The sequence below is a fragment of the Pedomonas mirosovicensis genome (assembly GCF_022569295.1).
GTDB lineage: Bacteria > Pseudomonadota > Alphaproteobacteria > Sphingomonadales > Sphingomonadaceae > Pedomonas > Pedomonas mirosovicensis.
In genome coordinates, this window is the sequence record NZ_JAKFIA010000001.1 from 1578103 (window position 1) to 1593617 (window position 15515).

At 64.5% G+C, this 15515-nt stretch carries 10 protein-coding genes, 1 tRNA gene and 3 pseudogenes; 6 read left to right on the top strand and 8 right to left on the bottom strand.

The window, feature by feature from the left end; translation table 11 throughout:
• Positions 1 to 36 precede the first annotated feature (36 nt).
• Positions 37 to 1670 (top strand): annotated as a pseudogene (locus L0C21_RS07610) (long-chain-fatty-acid--CoA ligase).
• Positions 1671 to 1899: 229 nt separating this feature from the next.
• Here L0C21_RS07610 and L0C21_RS07615 read toward each other — a convergent pair.
• Positions 1900 to 2871, bottom strand: a complete 972-nt coding sequence (locus tag L0C21_RS07615) for an L-threonylcarbamoyladenylate synthase (RefSeq protein ID WP_374940226.1) — start codon at positions 2869 to 2871, stop codon at positions 1900 to 1902.
• 92 nt (positions 2872 to 2963) lie between these two features.
• On the opposite strand from L0C21_RS07615, the gene L0C21_RS07620 reads away from it, so the two are divergent.
• Positions 2964 to 4757 carry an acyl-CoA dehydrogenase C-terminal domain-containing protein gene (locus L0C21_RS07620; protein WP_259277787.1) on the top strand — a complete coding sequence of 598 codons (1794 nt, stop codon included), beginning with the start codon at positions 2964 to 2966 and terminating at the stop codon, positions 4755 to 4757.
• Positions 4758 to 4773: 16 nt separating this feature from the next.
• On the opposite strand, the gene L0C21_RS07625 is transcribed toward L0C21_RS07620, so the two are convergent.
• The 4 genes and pseudogenes from L0C21_RS07625 to L0C21_RS07640 all read right to left on the bottom strand — a co-directional run bounded on the left by L0C21_RS07625 (position 4774) and on the right by L0C21_RS07640 (position 8987).
• On the bottom strand, positions 4774 to 5388 hold the full coding sequence (locus L0C21_RS07625) for a glutathione S-transferase (RefSeq protein ID WP_259277788.1): 615 nt from the start codon (positions 5386 to 5388) through the stop codon (positions 4774 to 4776).
• 26 nt (positions 5389 to 5414) lie between these two features.
• Entirely contained in the window at positions 5415 to 6182 is a 768-nt protein-coding gene (locus tag L0C21_RS07630) for a 2OG-Fe(II) oxygenase (RefSeq protein ID WP_259277789.1), read from the bottom strand.
• Positions 6179 to 8156 (bottom strand): annotated as a pseudogene (parE, locus tag L0C21_RS07635) (DNA topoisomerase IV subunit B). Before parE ends, L0C21_RS07630 begins: the two are co-directional and overlap by 4 nt.
• Positions 8157 to 8264: 108 nt before the next feature.
• Complete coding sequence (locus L0C21_RS07640; RefSeq protein WP_259277790.1) at positions 8265 to 8987, bottom strand: hypothetical protein; 723 nt, start codon at positions 8985 to 8987, stop codon at positions 8265 to 8267.
• Positions 8988 to 9518: 531 nt separating this feature from the next.
• Here L0C21_RS07640 and L0C21_RS07645 point away from each other — a divergent pair.
• Positions 9519 to 10241: a TorF family putative porin gene (locus tag L0C21_RS07645; RefSeq protein ID WP_259278841.1), complete on the top strand. Its 723-nt coding sequence runs from the start codon at positions 9519 to 9521 to the stop codon at positions 10239 to 10241.
• A gap of 384 nt (positions 10242 to 10625) precedes the next feature.
• Here L0C21_RS07645 and glnA read toward each other — a convergent pair whose 3' ends face one another.
• Entirely contained in the window at positions 10626 to 12044 is a 1419-nt protein-coding gene (glnA, locus tag L0C21_RS07650) for a type I glutamate--ammonia ligase (RefSeq protein ID WP_259277791.1), read from the bottom strand.
• Positions 12045 to 12096: 52 nt separating this feature from the next.
• The gene (locus L0C21_RS07655; RefSeq protein WP_259277792.1) at positions 12097 to 12435 is read right to left on the bottom strand and encodes a P-II family nitrogen regulator; all 339 of its coding nucleotides are present in this window, start codon (positions 12433 to 12435) and stop codon (positions 12097 to 12099) included.
• A 364-nt stretch (positions 12436 to 12799) separates the two neighbouring features.
• Here L0C21_RS07655 and L0C21_RS07660 point away from each other — a divergent pair.
• Positions 12800 to 13564: pseudogene (locus L0C21_RS07660) on the top strand (phosphocholine cytidylyltransferase family protein).
• Positions 13565 to 13662: 98 nt separating this feature from the next.
• Here the strand turns inward: L0C21_RS07660 and L0C21_RS07665 are convergent.
• Positions 13663 to 14100 carry an HIT family protein gene (locus tag L0C21_RS07665; protein WP_259277793.1) on the bottom strand — a complete coding sequence of 146 codons (438 nt, stop codon included), beginning with the start codon at positions 14098 to 14100 and terminating at the stop codon, positions 13663 to 13665.
• A 73-nt stretch (positions 14101 to 14173) separates the two neighbouring features.
• Here L0C21_RS07665 and L0C21_RS07670 point away from each other — a divergent pair.
• Positions 14174 to 14250, top strand: a tRNA-His gene (locus tag L0C21_RS07670).
• A 358-nt stretch (positions 14251 to 14608) separates the two neighbouring features.
• Positions 14609 to 15340: a CPBP family intramembrane glutamic endopeptidase gene (locus L0C21_RS07675; RefSeq protein WP_259277794.1), complete on the top strand. Its 732-nt coding sequence runs from the start codon at positions 14609 to 14611 to the stop codon at positions 15338 to 15340.
• Positions 15341 to 15515: the final 175 nt, after the last annotated feature.

A 15515-nucleotide genomic window follows, 5' to 3' on the forward strand; every position in this document is an offset into this window, starting at 1 on the left:
ACCTCGAAAGAACAGAAGACCGGGGGGAGGCGGCAGATGCTTGGAAAAATGCAGGATTGGCCCCTGTTGATCTGGCGGCTGATCGAACACGCGGCCATCGCCCATGGCCGGCAGGAAATCGTAACCGCAACGGTTGAGGGGGAGCGCCACCGCTACACCTGGGCGGATGCGCGGCACCGCTCGAAGCAACTGGCGGAAGCATTGACGCGGCTCGGCGTGAAGCCAGGGGAGCGCGTCGGCACGCTCGCCTGGAACACCCACCGTCACCTGGAGGCGTGGTTCGCCGTCTCCGGCATGGGGGGCGGTGGTGCACACGCTGAACCCACGCCTGTTCGCCGAGCAGCTGGTTTACATCATCAACCACGCCGAGGACACGGCGCTGCTGCTGGACCTCAGCTTCGTGCCGCTGGTAGAGAAGCTGGCCCCGGCGCTCAAGACGGTGAAGCACTACGTCATCCTCACCGACCGTGGCCATATGCCGGAGACCAGCCTGCTCAATGCCCTGTGTTATGAGGAGCTGATCGCCGCCGAGCCGGGCGACTTCCAGTGGCCGATGATGGATGAGCGGACGCCCTCCAGCCTCTGCTACACCTCCGGCACCACGGGCAACCCCAAGGGCGTGCTCTATACTCACCGCTCAACGCTGCTCCACACCCTGCTCATCAGCATGGGGGACACGCTGGGCCTCACCTCGGCGGGCATCGGCCTGCCGGTGGTGCCCATGTTCCATGCCAACGCCTGGGGCATGCCCTACAGCGCGGCAGCGGTGGGGGGCCAAGCTGGTGCTGAACGGCCCGCATTTCGACCCGGTGAACCTGCAAAGGCTCATCATCGAGGAAGGCGTCACCTGCACGGCGGCGGTGCCCACGGTGTGGCTCGGCATGCTCCAGCATCTGGAGAAGACCGGCACCACCCTCGGGCCGCTCGAACGGCTGGTGATCGGCGGGGCCGCCGCACCGCGCATGATGATCGAGGCCTTCGAGGACAAATACGGCATCAAGGTCTTCCATGCCTGGGGCATGACCGAGATGTCCCCGGTTGGCTCCATCGGCAGCCTCACCGCCGAGGCGGAGCGGTTGCCGAAGGCGCAGCAGCTCGACCTCAAGTGCAAGCAGGGCCGGGCCATGTTCGGCGTGGACCTGAAGGTGACGGACGACGACGGCCGCACGCTGCCGCGCGACGGCACGTCCGCCGGGCACCTCAAGGTGCGCGGCCCGGCGGTGGTGGAACAGTATTTCAAGGGCGAGGGCGGGGATATCCTCGACGAGGACGGCTACTTCGACACCGGCGACGTGGCGACCATCGACGCGCTGGGCTTCATCCAGATCACCGACCGGGCGAAGGACGTCATCAAGTCCGGCGGGGAGTGGATCTCTTCCATCGACCTCGAGAACGCCGCCGTCGGCCACCCGGCCGTGGCGGAGGCGGCGGTCATTGGCGTGCCCCATCCCAAGTGGGACGAACGGCCGCTGCTCATCATCGTCCGCAAGCCGGGCGAGGCGGTGGGGAAGGAAGAGATCCTCGCGTTCCTCCAGGGCAAGGTTGCCAAATGGTGGCTGCCCGACGACGTGGTGTTCGTGGACGAAATCCCCCACACCGCCACGGGCAAGATCAGCAAGCTGGAACTGCGCCGCCAGTTCAAGGACTACAAGCTGCCGAGCGCTGCGTGAGGGCGTTGGTGGAGGTGTTTGATTTTGCAGAGGGTCTTGGACCCTCTGCACTCCCGTCTATTTTGCGGTGGCGCGCGGCATGAAGGGCGCGGCCTATCTTATTGGGTTTATTGGGGCGAGACTGTTGCCGCCCGTTGCGCCAAGGAATTCAAGGTTGGCACGGCCCTGTAAAACGAATGGGAGGTGCAGGAGGGGTAAGCCCCTCCTGCGAAAAACTTTAAATCCAGCCCTACCGCCGCGGTGCGGCGGCGCGGCGGAGGCGGTCGTTGATGGCGGCGCCAAGGCCGTCTTCGGGGATGGGGGCGACGGCGATGCCGCTGGCATTGCTGCTTTCGGCCAGATGGAGGGCGTCGAACAGGCGGGCGGCGGCTTCCAGAAGGTCGCCCTGAGGGCTAAGGTTGATATCGCCGTTCAAGCCGTTGAAGCCAATGAAGATTTCGCCCGGCAGGGGAGTGGCGGCGTTGAGGCGCACGGGCTGGCGGGGCGCATAGTGGCTGGACATCTGGCCGGGGGCCTGAATCTTGCCGTCCGCTGCCGCGAGCACGGGGGCGATCGCTTCAAGCGCCTCGCGCGGAATGGGGCCGGGGCGCAGCAGGCGGAGCTGTTCGCCTTCCACAGCGACGATGGTGGATTCCAGCCCGGCTTCGGTTGGTCCGGCGTCGAGGATGAGGGGGATGCGCCCTTGAAGGCCCGCCAGCACGTGGTCTGCCCTGGTGGGGCTGATGCGCCCGGAGGGGTTGGCGCTGGGGGCGGCGACGGGGCGTCCGAGTTCGGCGATAACCGCTTGAGCAGTCGGGTGTTTCGGGCAGCGGATGGCGATGGTGGGCAGGCCTGCCTGCACCAGCTTTGCGGCCGGGCTGTCGGCGCGGGCGGGCAGCACCAGCGTCAGGGGGCCGGGCCAGAAGGCCTTGATGAGGCGCTGAGCGAGCGGCGGCAGGTCGGCGAGCCTTGCCGCCATGGCCGGGCCATCCACATGCACAATGAGCGGGTTGAACGACGGGCGGCCCTTGGCCGCGTAAATGCGGGCCACGGCTTCGCCGTTGGTGGCGTCCGCCGCGAGGCCGTAGACGGTCTCTGTGGGCAGGGCGACCAGCTGCCCGCGCGCCAGAGTGTCGGCGGCGGCGGCAATGCCTGCAGCATCGGCAGGAAGCACCGCCGTATGCTGCGCGTCTTCGTGAGGTGTTGCGTGCCCGGTCATCATCCGCCGCTATACGGCCAGCGCGCCGAAAGTGCTACTGTTTGAATGCCACAGCTGTTTGTGAGCAGGTCCTTGGCCGCCGCAGGAGAGGTTTCGTGAGCTATACCGCGCCAACCCTGGAACAGAAGTTCGTTCTGGAAACCATTGCAGATATTCAACAATTATCGGGCTTGCCGGGTTTCGATAGCCTGAGCGGAGACCTGGTTTCCGCCATTGTGGACGAGGCCGGAAAGTTCGCGGAAGAGGTGTTCGCGCCGCTCAACCGCATCGGGGACGAGCAGGGGGCGACCTGGACCGATGGCACGGTGACGCTGCCGCCGGGGTTCAGGGAAGCGTACGCGCGCTATGTGGAGGCGGGCTGGGGTTCGCTCACCGCCAATCCGGAATACGGCGGGCAGGGGCTGCCCTTCGCCCTGTCGGCGGCGGTGCAGGAAAGCTTGACCAGCGCCAACATGGCCTTTTCGCTGTGCCCCATGCTGACGATGGGTGCGATCGAGGCGCTGGAGGCCCATGCCTCGGAGGAGCAGAAGCGGCTTTACCTCTCTCGCCTGGTGACCGGCGAGTGGACCGCCACCATGAACCTCACCGAGCCGCAGGCGGGATCGGACGTGGGCGCGCTGAAGACGAAGGCGGAGCGCCAGCCGGACGGCACCTACCGTATCAAGGGCCAGAAGATCTTCATCACCTGGGGCGAGCATGACTGCGCGGAGAACATCATCCACACGGTGCTGGCCCGCACGCCGGATGCCCCAGGCGGCACCAAGGGCATTTCGCTGTTCATCGTGCCGAAGTTCCTGGTGAACCCGGACGGCAGCTTGGGCGCACGGAATGACCTGCGCTGCGTTTCCATCGAACACAAGCTGGGCATCCATGCCTCGCCCACCTGCGTGATGAGCTATGGCGATAACGATGCCTGCGTCGGCTATCTGGTGGGCGAGGAGAATGCCGGCATGCGGGCCATGTTCACCATGATGAACCACTCCCGCATCAACGTGGGGCTTCAGGGTGTCTCCATTGCCGAGCGGGCCTATCAGGGCGCGCTCAGCTACGCACGGGAGCGGGTGCAATCGGCCAGGATGGGGGCGCCCACGCGCGCGCCGGTCAGGATCATCGAGCACGCGGACGTGCGGCGGATGCTCCTCACCATGAAGGCGCGCACGGAAGGCGTGCGGGCGCTAGCCTATTACAATGCGGCGGCGGTGGACCGGGGCATCCATGGGCAGGATGACGAAGCCCGCAAGGCGGCCAAGGGGCTGGCGGATCTCCTGACTCCACTCACCAAGGCCTATGCCACCGACACCGGCGTTGAGGTGGCCAGCCTTGCCATCCAGGTGTTCGGCGGCATGGGCTTCATCGAGGAAACCGGCGCGGCCCAGCACCTGCGCGACGCCCGCATTGCGCCGATCTACGAGGGCACCAACGGCATCCAGGCGCTCGACCTTGTGGGCCGCAAGCTGCCGATGGATGGCGGCGAGCACTGGCAGCGTCTGTTCGCTGATATCCGCAGCTTCGCCGATGGTCTGGCGGGAGAAGGGGCGGCAACCACGCTCAAGGCTCCGCTGGCGGATGCCCTTGCCCGGTTGGAGACGGCGACCCACTGGCTCGCCACCCATGCCAACCGGCCCGACGATATCGCCGGCAGCGCCACGCCTTACCTGCGCCTGTTCGCATCCGTGGTGTGCGCCTATTTGCTCGCCCGCCAGGCGGCGGAAGCGGAGCGACGGCTGACAACAGGAGAAGGAGACGAAGGTTTCCTCAGCGCCAAGGTCGTCACCGCCCGCTTTTATATCGAGCAGATCCTCCCGCAGGACATTGCCCTGCTTGGCCCTGTCATGAAGGGCGCAGAACTGCTCTATGCGCTGAGCGAGGACCAGTTCCTCGCGGCGTGAGCTGGGAGTCCTCTGTTCAGTCCAGCGGCGTCTCGGCAAACGCCGGGAGCGCCTCCGCTCTGGCGGACAGGGCGGCAATCGCCGGGTAGTCCGACGGCGACACGGTATCCGGCAGGATGTACTGCGTGAACCGCCACGCCACGGCCGCCGTCACGTCGGCCTGCATCGGGCGGTTGCCGAACAGCCAAGACTGGCCGTCGCCCAGCTCGGCATCCAGCAGGGCATAGGCCTGGTGGAGCTGCTCGAGAACCCGGTCGATCCAGGGGCCGTGCTGCTTCTCCGGCGGGCGCAGGTTGCGCTCGTAGATGATCTGGGCGGTCTTCTCGCAGGCGACGAGCGCAAGGCCGATGATGCGCTGCGACAGGGTGAAGTCGGCGCTGAACGCCGGGGTCAGCCTGAGCTCCGCCGGGGCCAGACGTTCCGCATATTCAAGGATGAGGGTCGAATCCATCAGCGTGACGCCGTCCGGCGTCACCAGGGTGGGGGCCTTCACCACGGGATTGATGGCCGCGAATGCGTCGTATCCCCGGAAGACCGAGATGGGCCTGTGCTCGAAGTCCAGACGCATGAGCTTCATCGAGACGGCGACGCGCCGCACGAAGGGGGAGTCCATCATTCCGATGAGCTGCATGGTGCGTCCTTCCGAAGGCTGTGTGCCTACTTGTTCCGGAACCACCCCGTCAGCGCGAAGCGGCCCGGCGGGGCGAAGTTAGGCACGTAGGAGACGCTGTGGCGCTGGGGCACGGCGAACATGTTCAGCGTATTGAACGCGGGCTTGAAGCCTTGGGTGACGTTGCCTTCCTCGTCATAGAACAGCAGGTAGCCGCCGAAGTCTTCCTTCCAGTCCTTGGCCATGTTCAGCACATAGGCCACGCGCCAGCCTTCCATCACGTGGCTGTCCGTATGGAGGAAGAGGAACTGGTTGCGGCTGTAGTAGGTGGCCTGGGCATCCGCCTTCACCAGATCATCGAACCCGGTGACATGACGCACGAGGCCCGTTACCGCATCGCTGTTCACATACTCGATCCAGCGGTGCGTGTAGAGGTGCTGGTTCCGCCCCGCCATGTACTCATCGAGAATGGGGTAGCAGTTGTAGGCGTAGGAATAGTCGCCCCGGCCGGCCCCTTCCATGATGCCGCTGAGCAGCCTGTGCTGCTCGGGCGGGGGGAGTTTCGCCAGATCTTCCCGACTGATGTAGCGGGCCTTGGTGTTCTCGGCATAGGCGAGCCCGTAGGGCGTCTCCCGCGCCAGCGCAAAGTGCAGGCGGTCTGCGGTTTGCGGGGCCAGCACGTTGCGGATCTGGATGCGCCGGTTCCGGGCGAACTCGGCTTGAAGCGCGCCCAGATCAAGCTCGGGATTGAGAGCGAACGACACATCCCCCTCGACGGGGAGATAGCCGAACCACGGCGCTTCGCCTGACTTCATATGTCCACATCCTCCACGAACTTGGCGTGCGACTGGATGAAGTTGAAGCGATGCTCCGGCTTCTTGCCCATCAGCCGATCGACCAGATTGCGGACCTCGGCGCGCTCCTCATACTCCTCGGGCAGGGTGACCCGGAGCAGGGTGCGCTGGGCCGGGTCCATGGTGGTTTCCTTCAGCTGGGCGGGCGGCATTTCGCCAAGACCCTTGAACCGGCTGATCTCCACCTTGCCTTTGCTGCTCTTGAAGACGGTCTTCATCAGCTCTTCGCGGTGCGCGTCGTCGCGGGCGTAGCGCACCGTGCCGCCCTGGGCGATGCGGTAGAGCGGCGGCTGGGCCAGGTACAGGCGGCCATCGCGCACCAGCCCCGGCATTTCCTGGAAGAAGAAGGTCATTAGAAGGGTTGCGATGTGGGCGCCGTCCACGTCGGCGTCCGTCATGATGATGATCTTCTCGTAGCGCAGGCTGGCCGGATCGTAGCGGTCGCGCACGCCGCAGCCGAGCGCCAGCGCCAGATCCTGAACTTCCTGGTTCTGGGCAATCTTGGCGGTGTTGGCCGAGGCCACGTTCAGGATCTTGCCGCGAATGGGCAGCACAGCCTGGAACTTGCGGTCGCGCGCCTGCTTGGCCGAGCCGCCTGCCGAGTCGCCCTCGACGATGAACAGCTCGGTGCCCTCGGAGGAGTCCGCCGCGCAGTCGGTCAGCTTGCCGGGTAGGCGCAGGTTGCGCTTGGAGGTGGCGGTCTTGCGCTTCACCTCCTTCTCCGCCTTGCGGCGCAGGCGCTCGTCCACCCGGTCGAGGATGAAGCCGAGCAGCGCCGAGGCGCGCTTCTGATCTTCCGTCAGCCAGTGGTCGAAGTGGTCGCGGATCGCCGATTCCACCAGCTTGGTCGCCTCGGGGGAGGTGAGGCGATCCTTGGTCTGGCTCTGGAACTGCGGATTGCGGATGAAGACCGAAAGCAGGATTTCAGCCCCGCCCATCACGTCGTCCGGCGTGATTTGGTCCGCCTTGCGCTGGCCGATGAGAGCGCCGAAGCCCTTGAGGCCGCGGCTCAGCGCCTGGCGCAGGCCCGCCTCGTGGGTGCCGCCCTGGGGCGTCGGGATGGTGTTGCAGAAGTAGGTGCCGCCGCCCTCGCCATAGACCGGCCAGGCAATGGCCCATTCCACCGAGCCCTGGCTGTCGGGAAAGTCGGCCCGGCCAGCGAAGATGTCGGAGGTCACGCACTCCCGGTCGTCGATCACCTCCTTGAGGTGGTCGGCAAGGCCGCCGGGGAACTGGAACACCGCCTCGGCCGGGATGTCCTCACCCTTCAGCAGCTCGGGCGCGCACTTCCAGCAGAATCTCGACGCCCGCATAGAGGTAGGCCTTGGAGCGGGCGAGGCGATAGAGCCGCATCGGCTTGAAGCGCAGGTCCGGCCCGAAGATTTCGGTATCGGGCAGGAAGGTGGTGCGGGTGCCGCGCCGGTTGGGGGCCGCGCCTACCTCCTGAAGCTTGGAGGTGGGGGTCCCGCGCGAATAGGTCTGCCGGTAGAGCTTGCGGTCGCGCGCCACCTCGATGACAAGCTCGGAGGACAGCGCGTTCACCACCGAGATGCCGACGCCGTGCAGGCCGCCGGAGGTGGCGTAGGCCTTGTCCGAGAACTTGCCGCCCGAGTGCAGGGTGGTAAGGATGACCTCCAGCGCCGACTGCTTCGGATACTTGGGATGCGGGTCGATGGGGATGCCGCGCCCGTTGTCGCCGATGGTCAGCGAGCCATCCGCCGCCAGCTCGATCTCGATGCGGCTGGCGTGCCCGGCCACCGCCTCGTCCATGGAGTTGTCCAGCACCTCGGCGGCGAGGTGGTGGTAAGCCCGCTCGTCCGTGCCGCCGATGTACATGCCCGGCCGGCGACGCACGGGCTCAAGGCCCTCAAGAACTTCGATATCCTTGGCGGTGTAGGCCGTTGCCGCTGCCGCCTGCGAGAACAGATCCGTCATGAAGCCGCTTATAGGGGAGACGAGGCGTTGCCGACAACGTGATGTTGCAATGCGCCGCTCATCGACCGCCCATTTCTCTGGTTGATGGTTTGGGCGCGGATAAGAACATTAATCGAACAACGCGTCAATGGCGTCTTGGTCGAGCAGTTCGTCGTCCGTCGCGCCATCGGCAGGTGTCGCCGACTCTGGCTTATCCTCCAACGGCATGGGCGTTTGAGTGCCTTGTTCCGCCGACATGCCGGCCGCAGGCGAGCGTTCGGGCGGGGGCGTTGCCGAGCCAAGCTCGGCCTGTGCCCGAGCAAAGAGCGTGTCCACCTGCGCCTGGGAGCCCAGCGTGCTGCTGCCGTTGATGAGGCCGCTGGCGTGAACGATGGCCGCCTGCACTTCCGCGGCAAGGGCGCGGACCGTGGGGCCAAGGGGGGAGGCCTCGCCCCGCAATAGGGCGCTAACGCCGGTCGACGCGACGCTGTTGAGCACGCCGATCGCCTCGTCGAACTGGGCGCGGATGCTTGGCGGGCTGAGATCATAGGCCTCAACCACCAGCGTCCAGTCCCGAAAGCCGCTGGCGGCGAAATGGTCCTGGTAGGTGCGGGGCTCCCAGTCCGCCAGTTCCTCCAGCAGGTCGGGGTCGTCCGCCGCCAGGTCGAGCAGCATGGACAGCTCGTTGTACTGATTGAGGAAGTCGGTGGAGAGGCCGGTGTCCGGATTGATGGTGTGAACGCGGGCGGCAATCTCGGCAAGGGTTGCCGGCCGTTCGGGCTGCGCTGGGCAAGTCACGGCAGTGTCACGGGCGGAGCGGCTGTAGGCCTGCTGGGCACGTTGTCCTGTCACGTCGGAGAAGTCCTGCTCGCAACTCAAAAACCGATACAAGCTGCCCTGGAGGGCAGAGCAGACGATAATGGCGGGAAAGGGGTAAAGAGGGCGTTAAGGCAGGCATCTCGTAGGGAAGTTTCTAGCCAGTAACTTTCTATCCGGCGGCTGCATTTGTGCATTGCAATATTGATGCTGCAGTGCGATAAAGAAGATCGCCGATAGGCGATTCTCCCCAAGACCTTTGATTGGCCGGGCTTCTCAGCCCGGCCTTTTTTATGCTCTCTGGAGCTTGCTAAAATCGCCGAAGGTGGGCGCGGGGGTTTCAATTCATGTGTCTTGAATGCAACGGAATGGCGGTGTGCCATGGAACTGTCATGTTTCCCTCTTGTGCAATGCACACACATCGGGGACGCTGTGGTGTCGCCTGAGTAACGGGACCGGCCGGGCCCGAATTTGTATCGGACACCCGTATCTCCGTTGCGTTGTTTCTTGCCGCGCTGCCATTGGAGGCGGGTCTTGCAGCTCAAGGACGGGAGATCTTGGATGGTGATGAAGTCTGTAAAGTTTGCGCTACTGATGTCTGCATTGACGGGGGCCGCATCGGTTGCCCACGCCCAGGGGGTGGATGGGCCCTGGACGTTGAGCGCGAACGCGAGCCTTTATTCGGACTACCGCTTCCGCGGCGTGTCGCAGACGGAAGAGACGGTGGCCCTGCAGGGCGGGCTGGATGCGAACTACGCCCTTGGGGAGAGCGTAAGCCTTTATGCCGGCACCTGGGGGTCGACCGGCGATAAGGATACGATCGGCGCGTCGGAAATCGATGTTTATGGCGGCTTGGCCGGCACGGCGGGCATGGTGAACTGGTCCCTTGGCGCCATCGGCTACGTCTACTCGGACGCTTCCGACCTCGACTACTATGAGTTGACCGGCGAGCTGGGCACGGAGTTCGGCCCGCTCGCGGCGGCGGTGGGCCTGGCCTATGCGCCGGATCAAAGCAACCTGGGCGATGACGACGGCCTTTATGTCTATACCAACCTTGGCCTTTCCGTGCCGAATTCCCCGGTCACGCTGACGGCCTCGCTGGGCTACGAGGACAACGCCTTCTACAGCAGCAAGTGGGACTGGAGCCTTGGCGCATCGGTGGCCTACAGGCAGTTCTCGTTTGGCGTTGCCTACGTCGATACGAACAAGAGCGCGCCCTACGCCAAGGGTGCGAAGATTCACGATGCGGCGGATGCGGCCCTCATTTTCTCGGTGGGCGCGAGCTTCTAGGCCTGCTGTAGCGCCGTTCTTGCTTAGTCACGGCCCGGGTTTCCCGGGCCGTATTGCTTTATGCCCTTGGTGCATGCCGAATTGTGCGCTGCAATATGATTGCATTGCAGGGATGTAGTTTAAAGGCACCAGTTTCTGCGGTTAAAGTGTGCTTAATTTGTCACGATGATTGAAGCAGGCCAGCCGGCTGCTTGTCCGCACATATTGCAAGGGCGTTGGGGCTGGGGAGCGCATGGGCGCCCGCCTGTTGCATGGCTGAAGGAAAGGGGTGTGCCGCTCTCCAAGTTCAACGAAAAATGCTGCGTTGCAACATAAAAGAAAACCCGGCCGGAGAGTGTCCGGCCGGGCTTCCTGCCCTCTGGCGAGGGCGGTTGGGATGCGCGGTTAGGCGCTGTAGTACATGTCGAACTCGATCGGGTGCGGCGTCATTTCGTAGCGCTCCACCTCTTCCATCTTCAGCGCGATGTAGCTGTCGATGAAGTCGTCGGAGAACACGCCGCCCTTGGTGAAGACCTTGCGGCCCTTGTCCAGCGCCTGCAGGGCTTCGCGCAGCGAGCCGCACACGGTCGGAACCTTCTTCAGCTCGCGCGGCGGCAGCTCGTAGAGGTTCTTGTCCATGGCCTCGCCTGGGTGGATCTTGTTCTCGATGCCATCGAGGCCGGCCATCATCAGGGCGGCGTAGGCCAGGTACGGGTTGGCGGTCGGATCCGGGAAGCGGACCTCGACGCGCTTGGCCTTCGGCGACGCGCCGTACGGAATGCGGCAGGAGGCCGAGCGGTTGCGGCTGGAGTAGGCCAGCAGCACCGGCGCCTCGTAGCCCGGCACCAGACGCTTGTAGGAGTTGGTGGACGGGTTGGTGAAGGCGTTCAGGGCCTTGGCGTGCTTGATGATACCGCCGATGTAGTACAGCGCCATTTCCGACAGGCCGGCGTAGCCGTTGCCGGCGAACAGCGGCTTGCCGTCCTTCCAGATCGACTGGTGGACGTGCATGCCCGAGCCGTTGTCGCCCTTGATCGGCTTCGGCATGAAGGTCGCGGTCTTGCCGTAGGAGTGGGCGACCATGTGGACCACATACTTGTAGAGCTGCATGCGGTCGGCGGTGGTGGTCATGGTGCCGAACATCAGGCCAAGCTCATGCTGGGACGGCGCCACCTCGTGGTGGTGCTTGTCCATCGGCAGGCCCATTTCGAGCAGGATGGTGGTCATCTCCGAGCGCAGGTCGTGGCCGCTGTCGACTGGGGCGACCGGGAAGTAGCCGCCCTTGATGCGCGGACGGTGGGCCAGGTTGCCCTCCGGGTAGCTGCGGCCGGAGTTCTGCGGCATCTCGATGTCGTCGATCGAGTAGCTCGCGCCGGTGTAGCCCACGTTGAACTTCACGTCATCGAACACGAAGAACTCGGCTTCCGGGCCGGTGAAGCAGGTGTCGCCGATCTTGGTGGCCTTCAGGTAGGCCTCGGCGCGCTTGGAAATAGCGCGCGGGCAGCGATCATAGAGTTCGCCGGTGGCCGGCTCGGCCACGTCGCAGAAGAGCACCAGCATCGGCTGGGCCGAGAACGGGTCGACATAAACCGCATCGAGGTCCGGCACGAGCATCATGTCGGACTCGTTGATGGCCTTCCAGCCTTCGATGGAGGAGCCGTCGAACATGAAGCCTTCGGCCAGGGTGTCGGCGTCGATGACCGTGGCGCTCATGGTCAGGTGCTGCCACTTGCCCTTCGGATCAGTGAAGCGAAGGTCAACCCACGCGATCTCCTGCTCCTTGATCATGGTCAGTACTTTGTTGACGGCAGCTTCGGTTGCCATTTTACAAGATCCTTTAGAGTCTTCGGGTTGGTTTTGTGGCTGGAGGTAATCGTTAGATGGCGTCGCTTCCCCGCTCGCCGGTGCGAATGCGGATGGCTTCGTCGATGGTCGAAATGAAGATCTTGCCGTCGCCGATCCGGCCGGTCTGGGCGGCCTGCTGGATGGCCTCGACGGCGCGCGGCGCGATGGCGTCGTCCACCACCACCTCGATCTTCACCTTGGGCAGGAAGTCGACCACATATTCAGCGCCGCGGTAGAGCTCCGTGTGGCCCTTCTGGCGGCCGAATCCCTTGGCTTCGAGCACGGTGATGCCGGACACGCCGACTTCGTGCAGCGCTTCCTTCACCTCGTCCAGCTTGAATGGTTTGATGATCGCTTCGATCTTTTTCACGCCGTATCGCTCCGCCTGGCTGGTTCGGATGGTATGGTTGCCAATCGAAATGCAAAAGATGTGCCAAGTTTCAAACGGGGCCAGGCGCGGCGTTTTCGCGACAATTGCGGCCGTTCTGCCTGTTGCGGGCGCAGGGGTAATGCTCAAAAATTAGGCAAGTGCTGCTTCGCTGGGCAGCCGGGGCGCTCCCCGGTTGGGCAGGGGAGGCGGGGCATGGTATGCTAGCGCTGTCTATTCGCGTCGGGGCGGTCTCTATATTGAGGCAGGCCGGGGCTTGGCCGGTCACTCGTGCGCCATCAGCGCGCCATATTTGAGGAAGAATGTTGCTCTCACATTAAGATTTCATTGCAAAGGCGTTACGGCAATGCGTGCTATCATCCTGAGTGCGGGCCAAGGGTCGCGTCTGCTCCCCTGACGGCGGAACGCCCCAAATGCCTGATCGAGTTCTCCGGGCGGACTTTGCTGGACTGGCAGATCGACGCGCTGGCCGCCAATGGCGTGCGCGAGATCGTGGTCGTGGTCGGCTTCCAGGCCGCCAAGGTGGAAGAACATCTGGCCCGCCGGCAGGACCGGGATCTGAAGATTACCACCCTGTTCAATCCGTTCTTCCAGGTTGCGGACAACCTGGGTTCGGTGTGGCTGACCCGCCCGCTGATGCAGGAAGGGGACTTCCTCATCCTCAACGGCGACACGCTGGTAACGCCCGAGCTGGTGGCCGAGGTTCTGGCCCACGCCAAGGATGGCATCAACGTCACCATCGACGTGAAGCCCACCTATGACCTCGGACGACATGAAGGTGGTGAAGACCTCCGAGGGCCGTCTGCTGGCCATCGGCAAGACCCTGCCGCTCGAGCAGGTGAACGCCGAGTCCATCGGCTTCCTGGTGTTCAAGGGCTGGGGCGCCAAGTGCTTCGCCGACACGGTGGACGCGGTGATGCACACGGCCGAGGGCGTGAAGTCCTGGTATCTGCGGGTGATCGGCCGCATCGCCGAGAAGTTCGAGGTCAACACCGTCTCCATCGAGGGCCATGCGTGGGGCGAGGTGGACTTCCCCGCCGACGTGGCCCGCGCCCAGGCGCTCACCTCGCTGTGGGCGGGCGGCGCAAGGGAAGAGCGCCGCATCGCCTAAGGGCGCGCCGCTTGCGTGTCTCACGAATAGAGCAGGGGCCTTCGGGCCCCTGTTTTCGTTTCGCAGGGGCCCCCTGCAAGGGGATTGCCCCTCTGTGCTCAGCCCCGCTGCGGCCAGTGTTCCTTGAGGCAGGTGACGAGCCGCTGGGTCTGGGCGGCATCGAGCGTCAGGGCCTTGCCGAGATCCGGCGTCTTCGGCCAGCCGGCGTCTGCCACGTCGATGCCGCGGACCTCGCGCTCGCCGTTGTAGCGGGGGAAGACATGGAAGTGGACATGGCGGTCCACCATCATCAGCATCAGGTAGTTGATCTTCTCATACTCAACCACGGCCTTGAGCGCGGTCTCGATATCCCTGGTCGCCTGCGCCAGCTCGGCAAAGGCCTCGGCGGGTAGGTCGGGGAAGGCGGTAGCGTCGGACTTCGCGGCGAGAATCAACGAGCCGAGCGTCACCTGCGCGGGCCGCAGCAGCACGATCCAGTGGTCGTAGGTGGCGACCTCGGTCGCGGGATATCCAAACTTTTGAATGGTTTCGTTCATTTTCTCATTCATTTCGTCATCCATCTCTTGACGATTATCAACTTCGCTCGTAATGACGCAGCCCAACATCGTGGCGACCGTAGCTCAGTTGGTTAGAGCACTGGTTTGTGGTACCAGGGGTCGTGGGTTCGAACCCCATCGGTCGCCCCAATATTTCCAAAGACTTAGGCCAAAAAAGGCCAATTCTCCAAACACTTTGAAACCTGAGGCGATGCCACTGGGCACTGTCGCCTCAACGCTGTGCGCCCCGTGCTGGTGGCCATGGTCCTGCCCGGCTTTTTCTGGCGCGGCTGCGGTGCGGCGGCCTGTACGGGCGCTGGCCCTGCTGACGGCCGCCCTCGTTATCGCTTTCCGGTAACACCTTCCAAGAGCTGAGCCCTTCTTCCGGGCGATGGATTGCCCCCGTAACGATACCTGCCTACGGTTCTTGTATATACAGGAGGAGCCGGGCAGGCCGCCCTCATGGGGACGGCCACGCGCCGGGCCTAAGGGGGAAGGGGACATCCGGATGATCGATCTTGTTTACAGCATCGGCCTTGCCGTGCTGGGGGCGTTGCTGATTGCGGTGGCGGTTCGCGTGCTGCTGCGCGAGCGCGTGAATTTCCATGCCTTTGCGGGCGGCATGGCGGCCCTGTTGTTCTACTGGGCGGTGATCGTGGCGGGGAGCGAGACCCAGCGCATGATCCCGTTGCTCGCCGGCCTTTCCTGGAACTGGAGCGGGAAGGTGGTGACAATCGCGGCCGTGCTGCTGGCGATTGCCGTTCTGCCGTGGGTGACGCGGGAGGAGGCGGGCCTGCGCCTGCGGCTCAATCCCGGCAGCCTTGTCCCTGCGCTTGTCTGCGCGGCGCTGCTCTGCGCCCTCTCGTGGGGCGTGGAGGCATGGATGAACGACGGGCGGGACCTGTCGGCCGAACGGCTGCTGTATCAAGCCCTGATGCCGGGCATCGATGAGGAGCTGTTCTTCCGGGGGCTCCTGCTGGCGCTGCTGCTGCGCGCCTTTGATGAACGCTGGTCGTTCCTCGGCGCGCCGGTTGGTCCGGCCGCGCTGGTCGTCACCTTCATCTTCGCGGCGGGGCATGGCCTTGGCGTCGCCGATGGTCAGATCCGGTTCGATGCCCTGCCGTTCTGCATGACCGGCGCGCTCGGCTTCGGCCTGCTGTGGCTTCGCCAGCGCACGGGCAGCGTGTGGCCCGCCATTTTGGCGCACAACCTCATCAACGTCGGCAACTCGTTTTTCTAGGCGTTTCCAGGCGTCCGGGCCGGGCCGCAGCGGGGCTGCGGCCCGTTTCGGCCCGTGCAAACCCTTGTTGCGATTTCTTCGCATTTTCGACGTCAGGCTCATTGACTCTCCGTCAGGATGCCCCTAATCGATCATGGAAATGCGAATTATTATCAAAAACAGGGGTTAATTCTGC